The organism is Leptospira congkakensis (assembly GCF_004770265.1).
In the GTDB taxonomy this organism is placed as follows: Bacteria; Spirochaetota; Leptospiria; order Leptospirales; family Leptospiraceae; genus Leptospira_A; species Leptospira_A congkakensis.
This window is the reverse complement of record NZ_RQGQ01000016.1, coordinates 432,266-452,060: the sequence shown is the minus strand read 5'-3', so window position 1 is coordinate 452,060 and position 19,795 is coordinate 432,266. Positions and strand designations below refer to the sequence as shown.

The following is a 19,795-nucleotide window of genomic DNA, read 5'->3' as shown; positions in this document are numbered from 1 at the left end:
TGCCGACAATGAATCCAAGAGGTTACCCTTGGATTTTCATATTGGAAAAAAAACTCTTACGAGACGATCCGCACCCTACTTGGTTGCAGAAATTGGACTGAACCACAACGCAGATCTTGAGATTGGAAAACGAACCATTGCAAAAGCAAAAGAATCGGGAGCCCACGCTGTCAAATTCCAAACCTATAGAACAGAAGAATTCATAGACCAATCGAATCCCGATGTCAAATTTCTGTATGACATTTTCAAACAATACGAATTAAACGAAACAAAACACAAAGAATTCCAAAAAACAGCTCTCGATTTGGGTCTTGATTTTTTTTCCACACCTCTTTGTGATTCCGCAGTAGATTTGTTATGTGGACTAGATGTTCCTGTTTTAAAGATTGCATCTGGTGATATTGTAAATTTACCTTTGCTGAATAAAGCCATTCAGTCGGGAAAACCTCTGATCGTGTCTACAGGAGCAGCTTTACCCGAAGAAGTGACAAGGGCCATTTCCCTATTTAGGAAACATGGAACAGAAACTTGCCTTCTCCATTGTGTTTCAATGTATCCTACTCCCTTAAACAAAGTAAACCTTCAGTCGATTCCATTTTATTTGGATACAACAGATTATGTTGTCGGTTTTAGTGATCATTCTGATGGAACCTTGGCTTCGTCAGTTGCCTGTGGCCTTGGTGCTGTTGTTTTTGAAAAACATTTTACCTTAGATCGAAATCTAGAAGGCCCAGATCATGGGATCTCGATGGATCCAACAATGTTCACAAGACTTGCCGAAGACCTAAAACTAAGTTTTGAAATGGGTGGTGCGTATGGGAAGAACACACATCCTGAAGAAACAGGTGGTTGGTTTTATGGAAGAAGGTCCTTATACAAAAAGGGAAATTCTGTTCTTAGTTTAAGGCCGGCCTTACATACAAAGGATAAAAATATTTTGGATTCTTGGGAATTGGAGCGAGTGGGAGATCCTTCTCTATTACCAGAAGGCCCCATTCGCTTGGCACCTAAGTCTAAATAGGTGCCAAAATCAAATTACATCTTTTGAATGATTTGTTCGAGAAGTGTTTTTAGAAAAATTGGATTTGGTGTTCCACTTTCTATCTTTCTATCGTTGATATAAAGAGAAGGAGTGGATTGAATATTTAATTTTTCTGCTTCGTCAATCTCAGCATTCAATTGGTTTTGTGCTTCTTTAGATGCCATACAAGCTTTTAAAGAGTTGACGTTGAGTCCAATGGAATTGGCTAAATTCACAACACTAGATCCAGAGTGAGCAACACCTTTCTCCAAATTATCATAAAGCCCACGATACATTGGTTCAAATTTCCCTTGTTTGTCTGCACAAATGGCCGCAATAGCAGCCACACAAGAAGTGGCTCCTGGTCTTGGTTGTTGCATGAGGCGGTTACAAGTTCCATCCAGTGGGAAGTTTTTATAAACCACTCGAACCATCCCATCGTATTCAGAAAGAACTGTATGTAAAATATGGCTTGTATGCAAACAATGTCCACAATTGTAATCTGCATATTTAACAATTGTTATCGGGGCATCTTTTTTACCAATAAATGGTGACCCGTTTACTTGGATCCCAAGTGTTGGCTCTTGGAAATACGCTGCGATTTTCGATTGAACCTCAGCAGAGTCCATCCCGCGAGACGTTGCCAATGTATTGGAACTCGCATTATTTACCCACATTTTGCTTGTAGCAAATCCCAATGAAAAACTGAAAAAATAAACAAGACCTAAAGTAGTGATCCCTTCTTTTAGGGCAGCTGGGATGTCTAAAGTCGGTTTTCCTTCTGTTTTCCAAAGTAAGAATAAAATAGCAAGAAGCGCAATGGTAACTATGTAAGTCACAAAACAAAGTTGGCAAATGGTTCCAATGATTCCGACGGAAATTCCAAATAGAACCAAATCTAAAATCAGTCCCAAAACAAGAACTGGGAAAAGTAGAGAAATGGTTTTTGATACTTCGTCGTTTGATTTCGCTTTAGTGATCAGAAAGAATGAATAGGTTAGTAATCCATAAAAACCAAAACCAAGTAAGGCGATGGGAACATTTCCTAAAAAGGGAACACCCGGGATTGCAGAATAAGAACTCTCTGCTACTTTCAAACAAGAGTCACCGCCACCTAGCGCGGAACATGCGGAATTGGCAATATTTTCGGTTCCTATGCCAAAGTATTCAATTGCTAATAGGAAAGAGACAATGAGTCCAATGGCTCCACCGATCACTCCTGCTAATGCTAAATTCTTACGATTCATCAATTTTCATTCCTCTTCTTACTTAGAATCCTGATACTTTCTTTTAGGTCTAATTTTCCTTCATAAATGGCTTTTCCGGTGATGGCCCCAAAAAGTTTCCCTTTGGAAGCATCATACAAATTCACTAAATCCTGCGTTGAGGAAACCCCACCCGAAGCCACAAGTTGCAAATCGGGAAACAGAGATAACAACTCCACATAAGCTGTTGTGTTAGGCCCCTCCATCATCCCATCTTTCGAAATATCCGTAAAGATGACATGGCGGATTCCCATCGCATACATTGTTTTTAAAAAATCAGTGTATTTAATTCCGGAATTGGTTTCCCAACCTTTGGTGCGGACAAATCCGTCTTTGGCATCCACACCAATTACGATGCGGTCTGGTCCATATTCTTTTAAACCTTTTTCCACCACGGACGAATCTTCCACAGCCACAGTTCCCAAAATGAACCGAGACACCCCGAGCCCATCATAAAATTTCATATTTTCTAAAGAACGAATTCCGCCACCTAACTCCAAATCTACGGAGCATTTATCTTTGATATTACGGATTGCCTTCTCGTTTTCTGACTTTCCTGTTTTAGCAGCATTTAAGTCCACGATATGGATGAGTGTGGCACCTTGTTCCTCAAAAACTTGGATCATATTTTCTGGTTCAGAAGAATAAACCGTTTTTTTAGAATAATCTCCTTGGAGTAAACGTACGGCTTCGTTGTCTAAAAGGTCAATGGCAGGTAATACTAACATATTAAAGTTCTATAAAGTTTTTTAGGATTCCAAGTCCTGTAGCGTCCGATTTTTCAGGGTGAAATTGAGTTCCAAATACTGATTCTTTTTCTACTACTGCAGGAAAAGATTCTCCATAATAATGGCAGTTAGCTGTCACATCCAAACGATCTACACCAACGGGTCTGTAGGAATGGATAAAATACATAAAGGATTCATTCGAGATCCCTTTTAGTAATTTTGTATTTTTGGCTTTGATATCAAAAAGTTTATTCCATCCCATATGAGGGACTTTTAAGTTTTGTTTTCCTTCAAACTTTCTAATTTTTCCACGAATGAATCCAAGACCAGGAATGGTTGTACCAGGTTTCGAAGTTTCATCAGAATCTTCGAATAACACTTGATATCCGATACAAATTCCAAATAGAGGTTTATTGGCTGCCACATGATCTTTTAATACAGATGAAAAACCAGCTTCATTTAAATTCTGCATGGCTTTATCAAAATGGCCATCGCCTGGCAAAATGATTTTATCTGCCTTTTTGACTGTTTCGATATCGTTTGTGAATTGAAAGTCACTTGTGTATAAAGAAACAGCTTTGAGTAAGGAATGGATATTCCCCATTCCAAAATCTAAAACAACAATCACTCCAACATTCCTTTGGTAGATGGGATTTGGTCTTTTGCGAGTGAGTCGATAGCAATTGCTTGGCGTAAAGCTTTACCGAGTCCCTTAAAAATAGATTCGTGGATGTGGTGACGATTTTCACCGTAATGTACGACTACGTGTAAATTCATCTTAGCATTCAGTGCAAATTTTTGAAGGAACTCGAGAGAAAGTTCTGCGTCATAAATTCCAAATTTACCATCCATAGGTGGACCTGTGTATTTAAAATAGAAACGTCCGCCTAGGTCCACAGCAACGGTTGTGAGAACCTCATCCATCGGTAAGGTAAAATGACCGTAACGAAAGATTCCTTTTTTATCACCTAACTGGGTGTGGATCATTTGTCCCATAAGGATGGCAGTGTCTTCTACCGAGTGGTGGCAATCGATACCAATATCCCCTCGGAGTTTTAAATCCATATCGATGAGACCATGTTTGGAGATATGGGAGAGCATATGCTCAAAAAACGGGATTTCTGTATCAAACTGGTAGACCCCGGTTCCTCGGACATTTAAGTCCAACCGGATGTCAGTTTCGGATGTCTTTCTTGATTCCACCATATTCCTAGCATGTTTGGTAGAAAACCCAGGTGTCAAGAGAGAATGTGGGGAAAGATTATGAAGCGAGGCCTATCACCCCCGCCAAATCATACCCAATAAATACCCAGAAAAAATAAACCATGGCAATGACCGAAAAAATAAGAATGCGTTTCCAATGTTCCTGCAATGAAGTCCCTCTATAGGAACCAACAACTGACAGGCAAATTCTTCTCAAAGAATTAGGGAAATCCCATCATTTTCTGAAGGCAAATTTTTTAGGAGATTTTACTTCCCAAACCGTTGGTTGAACATCCGCACAAGCTCGGCAATGGAGTCTTCTACGTATTTGAAATGTTTGGGTTTCATAGGGTCAAGAGGCATCATATCGTGGATCTTTTTGTAACGGTCAAAAGATTCACGAATGTATTCTAAATACTTTTGGCTTGTGATTCCATAACGTTTGAATAAAGATTCGTTCTCTTGGAACATCTTTTTGAAATCATCCGCATACGTACCATCATTTAGAAAATAGAACCGGAGGTCAGTCTTCGCTTGGGAAAAAGCAATATCAATATTAGTAATGAACTTGGATGTTTTGACTGTGTCTGTGGTTTCCGAACTTTGTGCAGACAATTTAGCAGCTGCTTGTTCGATCGCTTTTTTTTCGGAACTACGTTTTTCTTTTTCGAATTCTTTCGATAATTTTTCGCGTTTTAAAACCTCATCCACTGAGGATTTTTTTTCTACAGGCATGGTTTCATTATCCCTATCTGAGGAGACTGTCAAGGAATTAGACGAAAAATTATTCTTTTACCTTACGAAGCGCACAATTTGCCAACCATTCACAACGCAAACAGATCGGATCCTCGGTGTTATACGTAGCAGGAGGACAGATATTGGCGTTTGCCACTTGTAATCCTTGTAAATAATTTATTACTGAAGTTTTATCTTTTTTAGAATGAATCTGACCTAATATGTTTTCATTGTATTTTTTTTGATCTAGAAAGAGGTCTTCTACAGCTACTGGTTTTGGTTTGGACTGAGTTTTTTGATCCCTTGGGGCTTCCCATTCCAAACCTGGAATATAAGGTAAACTACCAGGTTTGATTTGTTTTTGAAAAAGTTTATAGAGAAGGAGAGCTGTGAGTGCCCCACCCAAATGGCAAGTGTTGGAGATGGCACCATTCCCAATTTGTGAAATCAAATAACCGATTACAAGAGATACCCAAACAGCGTTTTTCGCTTTTACCGGAAAAATAAATAATAGGAGTTCTGCATTCGGATAAAAAATTCCAAAAAGAGCAAGTACCCCAAACAAGGCCCCAGAGGCACCGATGGTTTGTGTCGTCATGGATTCTAAAAATGGGATATTACCACCTAACACTTCGTTTAAATAGGCAGACAGAACCACAAAAATTCCAGCACCAATTTGTGAGGCAAAATACAAAATGGTAAATCTAGTTTTTCCAATGATGGGAATGATATTTGTGCCCAACATATACATACCATACATATTCACAAGTAAGTGAAAAGGAATGAGTTCCACGGCATGCAAAAATCCATAAGTGAAAACTTGCCAGATAGCACCACCTAACACAAAATCAGGTGTTAATCCAAATCTGTAAATCAACTGTTGGTTAGCAAAGTATTGGAGAAAAAAAATAAGACAATTGATGATGAGAATTACATTCAGGGGATGAAGGATGGGATTCCCAAACAAACTTGGACCCTGGCTTCGGTTTCTACTCATGTAACTTCCAGAATTTAGACAGCTTGGAAAGAAACAAGGGAAATAAAAAAAGGGGGAATCCTTTCGGAACGCCCCCCCGGGAGTGACTTAAGGTAAAATCAGGCAACAGACCTTACCTTGATTATCAATCATTTCTACCATCGGAAATCTAATCCTTTGGCTTAATAGATTCGGGAAAAAATTTAGGCGATTTTTGAAAGAGAATAGAGAGCTTCTCTGTTCAGAATATCAATGCGGTTTTTGTCCACGGAGATGAATTCACGTGCTTTGAGGTCAGAAAGCGCACGTACCAAGGTTTCCGTTTTGGTTCCGATGAATGTGGCGAGGACATCCCTTGTGACTTTGAGTTCCACGTGATTTTTACGGCCTTGGGCATTGTCTAAAACGATTAAAATTTCGGCCAATTTTTCGTGGACTTGTTTGGTTCCGAGAGAAACTACATGTTCCTCCATCTCCTGCCATTCCTTTGCCATTTGTTTAAAAACTTCTTTTTGGAAATTGATATCGTCTTTCACAAGAGCATCGATCAGAGCTCCCGTAATGTAACAGGCATGTGTGTCTTCTACAGCAACAACATTGTGATGGGAGATAGAATCAGAAATACAATCTCGAAAGCCAACCCAATCGCCAGGCCCGCTGAGACGTAAGGTCTGTTCCTTACCACTAGCGAGCTGCACGTAACTTCTGACAAGACCTGATTTGATAAAGAAAAAGCCGTCGGCTTTTACACCAGAGGTAACGAGTTGTTTTCCCCGAGGGAACACAGTGAAGTCTTTGCCTTCGTTGATCCTTTCGATGGTCTCATGCGCAGCACAGTGTAAAACATTGTGATTTTTATAATCACATGCAAAACAATCAGGATTGAGTGGGAGTTCCGCCATTTTAGTTTTGGTGTACCCTTTTAAAAAATCCTTGTCGAGCCATTATTTAGAAACCTTCTAAATTTTTTATTTGCCGGCAAACTTCGGTTCCCGCTTTTCTAAGATACTTTTGATTGTCTCCTTAAAGTCGTCCGAAATAAAGTTCCGCGCTTGAGATTCTGCCTCTTTTTTTAGAGCGCTATCTAGCTGTTTCCAGGAATATAAATTTTTCTTTAATTCCTGTAAGGCGAGAGGTGCAGCCTTTGATAAGGACAAAGCAAGTTCCATCGCACGAGAATAAACCTCTGTTTTAGGAACACTGTCCAGTGCGAGTCCACAAGATTTAGCAAACTTACCATCGAATGTTTCACCAGTGAGTAAAAGTCTACCACCTAAACTTTTTCCGAGTAATTCCGGAGAAAGAAAACTAGAACCCATTCCAGGATGGATTCCAAGCCTTACAAAATTAAAAGAATACTTTCCTTCATCTGCAAAAATTCGTAAATCACAACCAAAGGTTAAGGAAAGACCAGCTCCAATGGCATGCCCATTCACAGCCGCAATCACAGGAACGGGGAGTTTACGCACGGACAAAAAGAAACCATAGAATTTTCTCATATCACGTCTGTTTTGTGAGAATGATTTTTCAGAGAAGGATCTGAGTAAATTCAAATCACCTCCAGCACAAAACACTTCGTTTCGCCCGGAGACAATCACTGCCCTCGGAAGGACTTTTTCTTTTCTTAAGGAATGGATGAGGTCGGCGAACTCTTCCCCCATTTTCCAAGTCATGGAATTGCGGGAAGTGGGATTGTTTAAGAAGATGGAAACAATTTTTCCATCTTCAGTATCACGGGATTCAATTTCTAGGAATTCATACTCTTTGGTTTCAAATCGCGATTTCATCTATCTGAAAGGATTCGTACCAGGCTTTATCTTGTAAAGATAAAGGTTTGTTGCCGATCTCCATATTTTCAAAGTAATTGAGTAGTATTTCTAGGTGTTGTGTTTCCTGGTTTTGATTTGGGAGGGCGGCATCAATCCCTTTGCTTACCAGAACCTCCGCCCTAATTTTATCTTTATAATGATCAGGTTTTCCACTAAAGATTAAATGTGCAGAGATCAAATCAAAACGAATGGTATCAACAATTCGTTTTAAAGAATCTTCCGACTCTAAAAAATAACGAGATGCTACTTCGGTTTGGAAGTAATCACTCCAAGTGATGAGATCAGGAATGGAACCTGTACGTTCTAAAATTTTCTTTTGGGTTTCCTCGTCCGTATAAAGTGAACCTGAAAATCGTTCCACGATGGTATACAATTCGGTGAGGATGGCTAATTTCTCCGGACTGAGCAGTCCTTGGCGGATCATCGGTAAAAGTTCAGGATTGACTTGTTTTGGGAGAGTTAGTTCCATATACTTCCCATTTCGGCGAATTCTGTCGTTTCCCATCACTTTTTCCGACCGAGAAAATCGATTTTCACACTCTAAAAATCGATAATTTTAGTATGGCGATCGGCAGAACAGATTCGATGCAGGAACTCATAACGATTTTAGAATCGTTATTTGAAGAAACCATCATCGGGTCTGATGTAAACATAGTCAAACACCTCTTTTACTATCTTAAGGCCGATAACAGAGAATTTGAATTTATCTACGAGGAACATACACTTGTCGCTGCTGTGGAAGAAATTGAAGCCCATACAGTGACACTCATGATTCCTGATTTGGTGGAAGAAGGTTCGAGACGTGCCCGAGTTCGTTTTGAAGTGATGAACATCAACTACCAATTTGAGGTAGTCATCCTCGACATCCAAAAAGAAAAAACAGTCATCAAAACTCCTACCGAGTTACAATCTTACCAACTCAGGACGAATCGAAGGATCCCTGTGGATGATTTGTTTATGAACTTTATCATTCTATTTAGAAGTTTGACTGGTGGTTCGAGAGAAGTCGGAAAAAACCTCTATGCGGAAAGCCGATTCCCTCACCTAATGAAAGAAGTACGAAAAGATAGGCCCGATAGCAAACTCATCAATGTGATGTTAACGGAAGCCATCGAACGAATTTCCAAAGACTATAAAATTCATTTTTTCCAACCGGATGAAAAATTAAATGAATATGAAGACTTTGTCAAAAAAACCATCCTTAGAACTGGAAAATCAGTTTATATCCCCGATTGTAATCGAATTTCTTCTTATATCAATGATCCAGGGGATGAAGTACTTTTTAATTATTATAACGAACACAAAGAAATGGCAAAGGAGTTTGGTGAAGAGTTTGCATTGGATTTTTTTGAATCCATGCGTAAATATGAATCCAGGGATTTCTATGTTTCTTATATCATCACACCAATTCGTTTGTATGAAGACGTAGTTGGATTTATCAAAGTACACTCCACTGCTATGGACAGGTTTACTATTTCTCAAAACCAAGCGGTTTATATTTTTGAATTAGCTGAAATCATTAGTTATGTATTCACAAAAATTGCCATCCAACATGGGAGTTATGAAACCATGCAATCCACAACAAAGGTTGTAGATATTTCTCTCGATGGACTTCTTTTTGAAATTTATGACAAACGGTTGTTTCAATACCTAAAAAGGCACAATATTATCAAAATGTTTATCCCTTTAAGTAAGGATCGGACCATGATCATTCGTGGAGAAATCATTCGATTTTTGGATAGAGGAGATCATTACCATTTAGGGGTAAACTATTTCAGTTCAGCCCCAGATGATATGTTGTATTTAGAATCTTATTTATTTGAAAAGAGTATGAAAATTCTTTCAGAATGATCCAGATTGTTTTTCTGCCAGCCGAATCGCATTGAGAAGATCTTCAGACAAAGTTGTTTCCCCTGTATAATAGAGGCGTAACAATTTTCCATGTTCTACTAGTTTAGTTCTATATTCAGATTCTTTAGTAGAACCTCTTGTTTCTTTCCACTTTAAATGATAGAACTCACAAGCTAGTTTGTGTAGATAATAATCAGATTTTCTGAGTGAGTAGGCTTTTTTTAGATACTCTTCCGAACGTTCTGCCCACTCTTCTCTTTTTTTACGACCATCCACACCGGTACTGGTATCAGCCATATTCGTATGAAGAAGATTTAAAAAGGAAGTTTCAAAACTATACAACCAAACTTCATAGTTTTTTGGATACAGGTTTCTTGCTTCTTTGGCCACTTGTGGCATTAGATCCAATTGTTTTTTATTTTCTTTTCCTTCTACTTTAAAATAGAAAGTCAAAAATCTTAAATAATCTACTAGAAATAATAACCTTTCTTGTGCATTGGAAAATCGTTCCCTGTTTTTCCAGGCCATTGAATATTCGAAAGCAGTGGACACATATCCTTCGCCATCTTTCCAATGGGCTTTACCAAGCGCATAATGAGAATCAGGTGATCCCTGGTCAAGAGAAACAGAATGTTTGTACATTCGAAGAGCTTCATCCATTTGCCCTTTGGCAAAATAATGATCCCCTTTCTTTTTTGCCATAAAGGCTTCATCGTATTTAGTAGTATCTAATAATCTTGCAGCGGTTACGGGACGATCTTCAATGAGTCGTAAGTATCCTTCCCCACGAACCTGCCATCCAAAAAATGTAGTTTGGTAAACGGATTTTACAGTGATCATCCCCACAATATTTCCATCACGGAAGGTTTTGTGGTCTTGGTTTTTTTCCAAAAGATACAAGGTTTGGCCTAAACGAATTCCTTTGGGATCTGCTACTTTGATTGTGACCGTATCCGGTCTTGTATCCACTTCTAACTCTTGAGATAGTGTATCTACTTCATAATAGCTGGCCTTTTCAATTCCCACAACCTCACCTACAACGATCATTCGTAAGGGATCAAGAGAAGCTTGGCTCCGAAAAGCAAAAGCTAACCTGTCCGTTGAGGATTGGGCAAAAGTTGCCGTTACAAAAAATAAAGTGAGGAGGAAGGAACGGAACATCTGTTTTAAGGATCGGCTGGAATTGAATCTTTCGGAGTAGAAAAAGAGAGATCCCCACAGTTCCTGTGGGGAATTTTTTAGAATTTAGCGGGGGCGAAATTCCAAGTGGTATTTACCTGTGCCCACTTGTTCTTTCGAATATAAGATTTTTCGATGCACTCCATTGATATAATCATCTACCAAGTTTCCATAAAAGGGACTCGCAAGATTTCCACTATTACCAATGGGAAGTTGGGTCACTGACTCTTCAAAACGACCATAATCAATCACTCGTCTTTTCGAAGGCCCAGCAAAAGCAGTCCAATCTTCTTTCATCAATTTGTATTTTAAGTTGTTCACAACCTCGGTACCACCGGCAGAAGGAAGTGGCCCAATATTGAATATCCCACCGATAAGAGGCAAAACTCCAAGTGGATGTGGATGTTTGATTTTATACAAATTTTTCCATGTCCAAAGGCTCGGGGATGCAGAAAGATGGGATTCTAAATACCTTCCTGTTTCCTCAATAGATCTTTTGAAAATATCTTCCCTAGATTCAATTACCCCTTCCGTTCGTAAATCATCCCAAAATTGTGAATCTGGATTCCGAACAAACCGACGATAGGCATTCCAATATTCAGCCATATCTCCGTATAACTCAAAATTGGTGGGTCCCAATTCATCAATGAGCAGCTCCCGAAGGGTAATGTAAAAGAATACATCATAAACAGCAGCACCTTGTGATTCAGGAAAATGTTCAAAGTTCCAACTTTTTAATTTCGAAAGAACTTTTTTTCCATTAGGAGTTTTAACATCTTTCACAGAAGACAAAACAAGATCCAAATACTCTGGAGCAAAAGAAGAAACTGTATCATTTTGGATAGAAGCTAGTTCTTCCAAACTCCATTTTTCTTTTGTTTCTAAAATCCCAACTAACCTTTGAAAACGATCTGGTGGTTGCCAGTTGCCTTCTGGTTTTCCAAGCCCCGGTATGGATTTGGATACTTGGTTATTGGCAGTCACAATGATTCCATTTTTCGGATTGATGATCTTTGGATTGTTCTTCGCAGGAAGATAACCCGTAACATCGTTTGCCCCCGTAGAACCTTCTAAAATTTTACGCGAATTTCCTGATTTTAAAATGGGGAATCTTCCCACTGCATAATAAGCAATGTTTCCATTTTTATCCGCATAACTAAAATTAAGACCAGGAGCCCCAATCATAGAAGATGCAGAATCAAGTTCTGCGAACGATTTTGATTTTCCCATTTGGAAAAGAACATCGAGTAAAGGATTTTCTAAATGGTGGTGGGCCCAATACAAACTCACAGGCCTTCCCGCATAACCCTTGATATGTTCGGTGATGAGTGGGCCGTGGTTTGTAATCCCTACTTCAAAAGGGATTTCTTTTCCATCCTTCATGCGAATGTTATCTCGGTAATAGGTTAAATCTTTCCAACCAGTTCCTGTTTTAAATTTCCCAGCTTCAATGGTTTCTAAATACAAATTCACATCATCTTGTTCCAACATAGTGAGTCCCCATGCTTTGTCTCTGTTATGGGCAATGAGTGGAAAAGGAATGATGGAAAGAAAGTATCCATAGTTTTCATATCCAGGATATTCGATATACGCCTCATACCAAGCACCAGGATTGGAAAGAGCAATGTGCGGATCGTTAGCAAGGACTGCTCCACCACTTTCTGAACGACTCGGTGCCACAACCCAAGAATTACTTCCTTCTAAAGGTTCAATTGGCAACTGGAGCCCATTCACAAAAGATACAAGTTGTTTTAAATTGAGAACGTCTTTCCCATTTGTAAGATTTTGTTTATCCGGTTTTTGTAATTGGTTCTGAATTTGATTTTGTTTTTGGATTGGATTTAAGTCTTTAGAGCCTTTAATATCCGCTAGCTGACGCACTCCCGGCTGTGTTTCCAAAATGGTAGCATTGGTTTCAAAATCATACCTTGGAAAAAGTTCACTTGCAGAACGACCTTTCAACTCGGATTCCAAAATTGTGTACAAACTGTCCGATTTGATCCCTTCTGCAAAAGAAAATCCCATATAAAATAAGAAGGAAATAGCATCCACTCGATCAAAAGGTTTTGGTTTGATTCCAAGAATGGTATATTCGATGGGTAAATTGTCCTCGGTAAGAAAATGATTCACCCCATCCAAAAACCAGTCTAGTTGGTTCCAAGCCTCAGGATGAATATGTTCCTTTTGGTTTGCATATTCTTCTGCGGTTTTTTTCAAAAGAAGGGACTTTAAAAACTGATCTGTAGGAATGAGTTTTTCACCAAAAATTTCAGTGAGTTCCCCTTTCCCGATCCTTCTTTGTAATTCCATTTGGAAAATCCGATCTTGGGCCATGGTATAACCTAGCGCAAAGTAGGCGGATTTTGCATCCCCAGCAACAATATGCGGAATCCCCGCTTCGTCTCGGATCACTGTTACAGAAGAAGTCAATTTCTCAGAAACAATTTCTCCACTGTATTTTGGCGCTTTGAGTGAAACAAGTCCCCAAAACAAAAAATGTAACGATACAGGAAGAGTTAGGATGAAAAACAAAAAGAGACTTACAAACGGTCTCTTTCTAATGAATTTTTTAGTTTTTTCTAACATAGTTTATTGTAATGATTTGATTTGACGAATGCGATTTTGTTTGTCTGCCGAATCCCAAGCTGCATTCGAGAAGGATTCCACCTTATAATATTTTGTTTTGTATTCATCTTTATAAGGAATCACAAGTTCACGATCCGGTTCTGTTGTTTTGGCCGCTTGAATTTTTCTAAGTCCTTCCGCACCTTGGTTGAACCATTCCGGATCAATTGGTAAATTCACACGGTGACCTCGAAAGGATGTAGCCAAGTAGGGACCGTCTAAATCTTTATCACGCAGGATTTTACCATAAAAAGTAAATTCAACTTCGTTAGAACCAGAAACCAAATCACCATCATACACAGAATAGGCGATATATTCACCATTCTTTTCGTCCTTTAAATTAGCCTCTAAATGATATTTTCCTTTTTTATAAACATTCACTACAGCGCGGACAATGAGTGATCCATCTTGTAAGGAATCAGAAAACACTCCATTAAATTCTGCCGGAATTGATGGGCTGGAAAAAAAACTAGAAGTGAGAGTTGTTTTTAAATTTTCTGGGCCGTAAGTGATTTCAGCAACAAGAGACATTTGTCCCCAATCTGCTTTTTGAGGTTTCCATGAGAAAGTAAAAATGTTATCACCACGAGTTTGGTCACCATCAGTTCCATTGTCATTCACTGAAGCACTGACAACACCAAATCTTTGTCCTTCCCACTCTTTAAATACTTGGTGAGAATCGATAGAGACCTTAACACGATTTCTTGCTTTATCACGACATTCTAATGTTACATACATCATGTCTTTGTTACCAATCACCGCCCAAGTTTTTGGTTGGAACAAACATACGTATCCTGTTGGTTCGTTCGTTTTTGGATCAATGGAATAGTCTGGAGAATTTTCGATAATAAACGGAAAAGCTAAATCATGATTCAGAATAGACATTGGTCTTGAAAATGGAGGGTATTCCGCCCATTCTAAATATTTTTCTAAAATATATTCGGGAGTGGCGCCATCATCTGGGATTCCACCAGAACCGTCGGATCCATTTCCAGAAACATCATCACCTTGTGTTGGATCTGAGTTTCTTGCCATCCGTTCTTGTCTGGCTTTTTCACTAGCATCTTGATCAGAACCGGAATTATCCTTTGAAATATAGAAGATAAGGCCAACTACGACCAATATAACAACTGCTAGATACACGCCGTATCTACGAATTAAATCCATACGCTCCCATCCTTTTTGTTTATAAAACGGATAAGAGCCTTGCTTGTTTTGGAACTATGTAAAGTAAAATTTAAATAGAAAGAAGACTTGCAACCGATTCAGAAATCAAACCTTGCGTAGGAATTTGTATTGATTTCCAATCTTCATAGTATCTGAACACTGACTTTGAATACTCTGGAATGCCTCCAAATCGTTTATAACCACCAAGTCCTGCATTATAAGATAACAATGCAGCCTCTACAGAATCCGTTCGTTCCATCAAATAGTTCATATACAAAACACCGATCTGCAAATTGATTTCTGGATCATATAAGTCTTTTGCGGATTGGTAAGGAATACCTTCTTTTGCGGCAAGCCACTTCGCTGTTGCAGGCATCACTTGCATAAGGCCCAGTGCCCCTTTATGTGATTTTGCTTTTTTGTGGAACTGAGATTCGGTATGGATCAGACCCACTAAAAATCCAAGTTTATCAAAACGTTCCTGTTTGTTCCCAATAGGCAAACGGAGATTGTAGGATGCCCTTTCCATGACGGAAACAAGTTCCTTTCGTTCCAGAGAAGAAAGTCCAGGCCTGTGTTTGGCTAAATAGACCTCTAATTTCCTTTTGGAAAGGTCATTTGCGTTATAGCCGGCTGAGCTGATTTTCCCATAAGATTCCATTAGGAAAATTAGGATAAGGAAGCTTGTCCCTAGAATTTTGGTGATCGATTTAGATTTTCGCATTTGGTCCTCTTTGGCAGACTTCATTTGTGCATCGCACAATAAGTCCATGATTTCCCGAGCCCTTTTCTGGACAATCCAATTTTTGTGCACCGCACTAGTGGATGTCCCCAGGAAAAATCAAATGCTTGCCTAAAGTCAAAGATCGTGGATACCTGGATTGCTTGGCTCCCTTACTCAATCTCTATAGTTTCTTCTATTTTGGCCTCTGTTTGGTGAGTGGAATAGCCTTTGTCTATTTTATGTCGCGAAAGGAGGACCTAACCCCCACCTTTCGAGGACTACTTGTCCCCCTATTCTGTCTTTTTTTCTGGTCAGTGGCCTGGTCGATTTGTAATTCTTTTGTGGCTCCGTGGACGGCCTATGTTTTCGTTTTTTTAAAGAACCCTGTCATTTTGATTTTAGGAGTTTCTGCTTCGCAGCTTGCTTTCGGGTTTCAAGGGAATAGTTTTCCCAGATGGAAGGATTGGAGTTTTCGGATCCATATTTTACTCGCGAGCCTTGCCATCCTTGCCAATGGAACCGGATTTTTTTATCGAGAAATTCATTTTGATCCCAAAATGGAATTTTACGTTCCAGACCAACATGGCCAAACAACCATTGTCCAACTATCGATTCTATCCATCGCAGGTGTTTTGTGTTTGATCCTTGGGAATACGATCACAGTCCTCACTGCCAAGTTATTTCGTTTCCAAGGAATTAAAAAAAGAAACACGGCTGGTTTTCTTATCGCCATCCTTGGAATTCTTTCTATGGCATTTGCGGATATTTTAGTGGATCTACATTACTTCAGTAAACCAACCTTTCTTTTTTTACTCACCAACCTAACAATCATTATCATGACCATTCTGGTTTTGGTTTCTTTGAACCAAGAAACAATTCCTTCAACTGTTGGATTCAAAATCATGACCTTCAATCTAACTGTTTTATATTTAATACTTTCGATTGTTGCCAATTTTTTATTCAATCGATTCCGCGTAGATTTCCAAAATGAAATGAGTCGCGAAAAACATAGTATCAAAACACAATTAGAATTAGGAGCAACTTACCCATTCGTATATCTTTCTGAGTTGGTCATCGACATCCAAGATCAAAACTTTCGCATTAATAAAACTGATTTCACAAAAGAATACATAAAACAAATCCAAAAACGGCCTGCAACTTTTGAATCCTTCAAATTAGAATCTTTTTCTGACGAACCTAGCGGGATATATTGGACTTCAGATTTCCATGCTAAAAACCATCATTATTTTATCGCCATTCCTTATATTGAATACAGAAACATGGTCCACCAAACTGTAGTTTGGCTTATAGTAACACTATTATTCTCTTTATTTACTATCTTTATGTTGTATCCAGTATTACATAAAACAAGTATAGTTTACCCTTTGACAAGGTTACTAGCGGGAATTAGAAAAATGCAAGCCGGTGATTTATTTGTTACCGTAAAAGTATCCAGTAGAGATGAAATTGGCGAATTATCAAATAGTTTCAATGAAATGATATCCATCGTCCGCGATGCTAGATTACAATTAGAACAAAAAATTAAAGAACGAACCGAATCACTAAACCAAACCATCTTAGAACTAAAAGAAACCCAAGAACAACTTTTACAAGCTGAGAGAATGTCCACTCTGGGGAAAATTGCCGCAAGTGTAGCTCACGAAATCAACAACCCACTAGCAGCCATTAAAGGAAGCATTCAATTCATCAAAGATGGCCAAAGTTTTGGAACCAACCAGAACAAAACAGAAGAAGACCTTTTAGCTGACAAATTCATTTCAGAATTTACAATCCAAAAACGTTCTGAAGTCACTTCGAGGTTCAAAAGAAAAAAGGAACTCATCGCATTTTTTAAATCCAAATCAATTTCAGATCCCATCTCACTTGCTGATACTTGTTTTGATTTTAAGATGGAAGTAGTTCCGGAAGAATACCAAAGTCTTTTTGATTCAGAAGAAGGAAGAAATATATTCCAATCGAAGCTGAATGATTTTGTGATCGGATTCCACTTAGGAATTATTGAAACCGCTGTGGAAAGAGCTTCTAAAATTGTTTTTGCTCTCAAACACCATTCCTACTCTGGACCCCGTGATTCCCAAAAACGCCTTTCTTTAAAAGAAGGTATCGAGTCGGTTCTTTCCATGTATTCTACAAGTTGGAAACAGAATATTGAAATTGATTGGAAAATCAGCGGAGACCCAGTGGTCCTTGGGCACGCCGACGAACTCGTACAAGTTTGGACAAACTTGATCTACAATTCCATCCAAGCCTGTCCTAAAGAAGGTGGGAAAATCCGCATCTTTTTGGGAGAGGAACTGGAGGAAGCTCTCATCACCATAGAAGACAATGGGAAAGGAATCTCTGCAGAGATCTTACCTCGGATCTTTGAACCCTTTTTTACGACAAAAGAACTCGGAATGGGAACTGGTCTCGGCCTCTCCATTGTACAAAAAATCATCCAAAACCACAATGGAAGCATCCATGTGGAAAGTGATCCCGGAAAAACCCTCTTCTCCATCCGCATCCCCCTAGCAAAATCCTAGGAAACTAGCCCTAGTCTTGTCAGAGAAACCCTGACAATGGCAAATTTATGTTAAAAATTTGTCTAAACCTGGCAAAAAATTTCTTGTCAATCTTTTGCCAAACTTATAAAACAAAGAGAACACACGTTCAGAAATAGGAAAAAATATGCGAACCATTCTAGCCACAATCACAGCCTTCCTCTTAGCGGGATCCCTAAGTGCCCAAACTTATACAGTCTTCATTCATGGAAAATCAGACAAAAATCATAACGGAGTCGGAACGACTGACGTAAATAGCTACTGGGGTTCTTCAGTAAACTCTGTTAGTGGAACTAGAATTTTCATCGGATATGATGGAACTAGTGACCCTAGATCTTATGGATCTTCTCGTGCTCAGTCAAACATTGCAACAGGACTGACTAACTACTGCAAGGGATCTAACTCTTGTAAAATCGTTTGCCACTCGGCTGGATGTTATGCCATCGAATATTGGTTATCTAACCTCGGTTCTACGGCTTCTGCAAAAGGATTTAACCTTACAAAAGTAACTGCTCTTGCTGCCGCTTCTGGTGGATCAGAACTTGCGAACGCACTGAACGGAATCACTTTCGGCTTCGGTGGAAACGCAATGGACAAATCTCTTATCGTAACCACTGCACGAGGTGCTTTTAACCACAACAATACTGGTGGAGTTGCCGTGAACCATGTCCCAGGTTACAAAGGTATGTTTGGTGCTTCTGTAATTCTTCCTGGAGAAGATGATTATGCTGTTGCCTACCACTCTTCTTGTGCATACAACCGCGCTGGTGGACTCAACAAATGCCAAGCATCCCTCACTCAATACGAAGGACTCTGGCCATTCGGATCTAATAAAACATACAACCAATACAGTGGTCACTACCGTGCTCCATCTGTTTCTTCTACAGGACTCTATCTCGACCACGGTCAAATCAAAACCGAAGGTTGGAGATAACAAAGGTATCATTTAAAGAAAGGAAAAGGAAAAAAAGAGATGCGTAGCTCAATCACAACAATACTTGCGATGCTGTTTGCAGGATCGCTCAGTGCCCAAACTTACACTGTGTTCATTCACGGTAAGTCAGACAAAAACCACAACGGTGTGGGAACAACAGATGTAAATGGATACTGGGGATCTTCCACTAGTTCCGTTTCTGGATCTAAAATTTTCATCGGTTACGATGGAACTTCTGACCCACGAACATTTGGTTCTGCTCGCGCACAAACAAACATTGCGACAGGCCTTACTAACTATTGCAAAGGTGCTAACTCTTGCAAAATCGTTTGCCACTCGGCTGGATGTTACGCAATAGAATATTGGTTGTCTAACCTCGGTTCTACGGCTTCTGCAAAAGGATTTAACCTTACAAAAGTAACAGCTCTTGCTGCCGCTTCTGGTGGTTCGGAACTTGCTTCTGCGCTCAACGGAATCACTTTCGGTTTCGGTGGAAACGCAATGGACAAATCTCTTATTGTTGGAACTGCACGCGGTGCCTTCAATCATAACAACACTGCTGGTGTTGCAGTAAACCACGTTCCTGGTTACAAAGGTATGTTTGGTGCTTCTGCTATCCTGCCTGGAGAAGATGACTATGCTGTTGCCTACCACTCTTCTTGTGGATATAACAAAGCTGGCGGACTCAACAAATGCCAATCTTCTCTCACTCAAAGTGAAGGAATCTGGCCATTCAACTCAAATGTAACTTACACTCAATACACTGGACACTACCGTGCTCCATCTGTAACTGCTACTGGTCTTTACCTTGACCACAGCGAAATCAAATCAGAGGGATATCGGTAAGTCGCCGAATCCTACGTTTTCTCTTCATGAGAAAGGAAAAGGCCAACCATTTCGGTTGGTCTTTTTTTTGCCCCAATGATATATAAATTGACATATTTGACTTATTTGTGGAATTTGTGTCGTAATATAGAAAATCAGGAAAGGGAAAAAA

18 protein-coding genes are annotated in these 19,795 nt (G+C 39.3%); 5 read left to right on the top strand and 13 right to left on the bottom strand.

Annotated elements, in window-relative coordinates; all coding sequences use genetic code 11:
- The first annotated feature begins 28 nt into the window (after nucleotides 1-28).
- On the top strand, nucleotides 29-1,021 hold the full coding sequence (locus EHQ70_RS12495; RefSeq protein ID WP_135586874.1) for an N-acetylneuraminate synthase family protein: 993 nt from the start codon (nucleotides 29-31) through the stop codon (nucleotides 1,019-1,021).
- A 14-nt stretch (nucleotides 1,022-1,035) separates the two neighbouring features.
- On the opposite strand, the gene EHQ70_RS12490 is transcribed toward EHQ70_RS12495, so the two are convergent.
- The 9 genes from EHQ70_RS12490 to EHQ70_RS12450 form a co-directional block, all read right to left on the bottom strand.
- The gene (locus EHQ70_RS12490; RefSeq protein WP_135586872.1) at nucleotides 1,036-2,268 is read right to left on the bottom strand and encodes a vitamin K epoxide reductase/DsbA family protein; all 1,233 of its coding nucleotides are present in this window, start codon (nucleotides 2,266-2,268) and stop codon (nucleotides 1,036-1,038) included.
- A complete protein-coding gene (gene hisA, locus EHQ70_RS12485; protein WP_135586870.1) occupies nucleotides 2,268-3,014 on the bottom strand; it encodes a 1-(5-phosphoribosyl)-5-[(5-phosphoribosylamino)methylideneamino]imidazole-4-carboxamide isomerase in 747 nt (248 codons plus the stop codon). The genes EHQ70_RS12490 and hisA overlap by 1 nt, the downstream gene beginning before the upstream one ends.
- A 1-nt stretch (nucleotide 3,015) precedes the next feature.
- Nucleotides 3,016-3,642, bottom strand: coding sequence for an imidazole glycerol phosphate synthase subunit HisH (gene hisH / locus EHQ70_RS12480; RefSeq protein ID WP_135586869.1), 627 nt, complete (start codon nucleotides 3,640-3,642; stop codon nucleotides 3,016-3,018).
- On the bottom strand, nucleotides 3,639-4,220 hold the full coding sequence (gene hisB / locus EHQ70_RS12475) for an imidazoleglycerol-phosphate dehydratase HisB (protein ID WP_135586867.1): 582 nt from the start codon (nucleotides 4,218-4,220) through the stop codon (nucleotides 3,639-3,641). The genes hisH and hisB overlap by 4 nt, the downstream gene beginning before the upstream one ends.
- Before the next feature lie 264 nt (nucleotides 4,221-4,484).
- A complete protein-coding gene (locus EHQ70_RS12470; RefSeq protein ID WP_135586865.1) occupies nucleotides 4,485-4,952 on the bottom strand; it encodes an LIC11177 family protein in 468 nt (155 codons plus the stop codon).
- A 49-nt stretch (nucleotides 4,953-5,001) separates the two neighbouring features.
- Entirely contained in the window at nucleotides 5,002-5,949 is a 948-nt protein-coding gene (locus EHQ70_RS12465) for a rhomboid family intramembrane serine protease (protein ID WP_135586863.1), read from the bottom strand.
- 182 nt (nucleotides 5,950-6,131) lie between these two features.
- Entirely contained in the window at nucleotides 6,132-6,830 is a 699-nt protein-coding gene (locus tag EHQ70_RS12460; RefSeq protein WP_135586861.1) for a Crp/Fnr family transcriptional regulator, read from the bottom strand.
- 66 nt (nucleotides 6,831-6,896) lie between these two features.
- Nucleotides 6,897-7,715, bottom strand: a complete 819-nt coding sequence (locus EHQ70_RS12455) for an enoyl-CoA hydratase/isomerase family protein (RefSeq protein ID WP_135586859.1) — start codon at nucleotides 7,713-7,715, stop codon at nucleotides 6,897-6,899.
- Nucleotides 7,699-8,226 carry a hypothetical protein gene (locus EHQ70_RS12450; RefSeq protein WP_135586857.1) on the bottom strand — a complete coding sequence of 176 codons (528 nt, stop codon included), beginning with the start codon at nucleotides 8,224-8,226 and terminating at the stop codon, nucleotides 7,699-7,701. The genes EHQ70_RS12455 and EHQ70_RS12450 overlap by 17 nt, the downstream gene beginning before the upstream one ends.
- 92 nt (nucleotides 8,227-8,318) lie before the next feature.
- Between EHQ70_RS12450 and EHQ70_RS12445 the strand changes: the two genes are divergently transcribed.
- The gene (locus tag EHQ70_RS12445; protein WP_135586855.1) at nucleotides 8,319-9,608 is read left to right on the top strand and encodes a PilZ domain-containing protein; all 1,290 of its coding nucleotides are present in this window, start codon (nucleotides 8,319-8,321) and stop codon (nucleotides 9,606-9,608) included.
- On the opposite strand, the gene EHQ70_RS12440 is transcribed toward EHQ70_RS12445, so the two are convergent.
- The 4 genes from EHQ70_RS12440 to EHQ70_RS12425 all read right to left on the bottom strand — a co-directional run bounded on the left by EHQ70_RS12440 (nucleotide 9,600) and on the right by EHQ70_RS12425 (nucleotide 15,351).
- Nucleotides 9,600-10,769: a tetratricopeptide repeat protein gene (locus EHQ70_RS12440; protein ID WP_135586853.1), complete on the bottom strand. Its 1,170-nt coding sequence runs from the start codon at nucleotides 10,767-10,769 to the stop codon at nucleotides 9,600-9,602. The two genes, EHQ70_RS12445 and EHQ70_RS12440, sit on opposite strands and share 9 nt — an antisense overlap.
- Before the next feature lie 84 nt (nucleotides 10,770-10,853).
- On the bottom strand, nucleotides 10,854-13,373 hold the full coding sequence (locus tag EHQ70_RS12435; protein WP_135586851.1) for a penicillin acylase family protein: 2,520 nt from the start codon (nucleotides 13,371-13,373) through the stop codon (nucleotides 10,854-10,856).
- Nucleotides 13,374-13,376: 3 nt separating this feature from the next.
- Nucleotides 13,377-14,579 carry a hypothetical protein gene (locus tag EHQ70_RS12430; protein ID WP_135586849.1) on the bottom strand — a complete coding sequence of 401 codons (1,203 nt, stop codon included), beginning with the start codon at nucleotides 14,577-14,579 and terminating at the stop codon, nucleotides 13,377-13,379.
- 70 nt (nucleotides 14,580-14,649) lie between these two features.
- A complete protein-coding gene (locus EHQ70_RS12425) occupies nucleotides 14,650-15,351 on the bottom strand; it encodes a transglycosylase SLT domain-containing protein (RefSeq protein WP_244288331.1) in 702 nt (233 codons plus the stop codon).
- A 113-nt stretch (nucleotides 15,352-15,464) separates the two neighbouring features.
- Here EHQ70_RS12425 and EHQ70_RS12420 point away from each other — a divergent pair, with 113 nt between their 5' ends.
- The 3 genes from EHQ70_RS12420 (at nucleotide 15,465) to EHQ70_RS12410 (ending at nucleotide 19,644) form a co-directional block, all read left to right on the top strand.
- The gene (locus EHQ70_RS12420; RefSeq protein ID WP_135587216.1) at nucleotides 15,465-17,846 is read left to right on the top strand and encodes a HAMP domain-containing sensor histidine kinase; all 2,382 of its coding nucleotides are present in this window, start codon (nucleotides 15,465-15,467) and stop codon (nucleotides 17,844-17,846) included.
- 145 nt (nucleotides 17,847-17,991) lie between these two features.
- Nucleotides 17,992-18,798 carry a hypothetical protein gene (locus tag EHQ70_RS12415; protein ID WP_135586846.1) on the top strand — a complete coding sequence of 269 codons (807 nt, stop codon included), beginning with the start codon at nucleotides 17,992-17,994 and terminating at the stop codon, nucleotides 18,796-18,798.
- Between the two features lie 39 nt (nucleotides 18,799-18,837).
- The gene (locus EHQ70_RS12410; RefSeq protein ID WP_135586844.1) at nucleotides 18,838-19,644 is read left to right on the top strand and encodes a hypothetical protein; all 807 of its coding nucleotides are present in this window, start codon (nucleotides 18,838-18,840) and stop codon (nucleotides 19,642-19,644) included.
- The last annotated feature ends 151 nt before the right edge of the window (nucleotides 19,645-19,795 follow it).

Coding starts and splice junctions, on each gene's coding strand:
- EHQ70_RS12490 (WP_135586872.1), bottom strand. CDS start 2,268: ATGAATCGTAAGAATTTAGCATTAGCAGGAGTGATCGGTGGAGCCATT.
- hisA (WP_135586870.1), bottom strand. CDS start 3,014: ATGTTAGTATTACCTGCCATTGACCTTTTAGACAACGAAGCCGTACGT.
- hisB (WP_135586867.1), bottom strand. CDS start 4,220: ATGGTGGAATCAAGAAAGACATCCGAAACTGACATCCGGTTGGACTTA.
- EHQ70_RS12470 (WP_135586865.1), bottom strand. CDS start 4,952: ATGCCTGTAGAAAAAAAATCCTCAGTGGATGAGGTTTTAAAACGCGAA.
- EHQ70_RS12465 (WP_135586863.1), bottom strand. CDS start 5,949: ATGAGTAGAAACCGAAGCCAGGGTCCAAGTTTGTTTGGGAATCCCATC.
- EHQ70_RS12460 (WP_135586861.1), bottom strand. CDS start 6,830: ATGGCGGAACTCCCACTCAATCCTGATTGTTTTGCATGTGATTATAAA.
- EHQ70_RS12455 (WP_135586859.1), bottom strand. CDS start 7,715: ATGAAATCGCGATTTGAAACCAAAGAGTATGAATTCCTAGAAATTGAA.
- EHQ70_RS12450 (WP_135586857.1), bottom strand. CDS start 8,226: ATGGAACTAACTCTCCCAAAACAAGTCAATCCTGAACTTTTACCGATG.
- EHQ70_RS12445 (WP_135586855.1), top strand. CDS start 8,319: ATGGCGATCGGCAGAACAGATTCGATGCAGGAACTCATAACGATTTTA.
- EHQ70_RS12440 (WP_135586853.1), bottom strand. CDS start 10,769: ATGTTCCGTTCCTTCCTCCTCACTTTATTTTTTGTAACGGCAACTTTT.
- EHQ70_RS12435 (WP_135586851.1), bottom strand. CDS start 13,373: ATGTTAGAAAAAACTAAAAAATTCATTAGAAAGAGACCGTTTGTAAGT.
- EHQ70_RS12430 (WP_135586849.1), bottom strand. CDS start 14,579: ATGGATTTAATTCGTAGATACGGCGTGTATCTAGCAGTTGTTATATTG.
- EHQ70_RS12425 (WP_244288331.1), bottom strand. CDS start 15,351: ATGGACTTATTGTGCGATGCACAAATGAAGTCTGCCAAAGAGGACCAA.
- EHQ70_RS12415 (WP_135586846.1), top strand. CDS start 17,992: ATGCGAACCATTCTAGCCACAATCACAGCCTTCCTCTTAGCGGGATCC.
- EHQ70_RS12410 (WP_135586844.1), top strand. CDS start 18,838: ATGCGTAGCTCAATCACAACAATACTTGCGATGCTGTTTGCAGGATCG.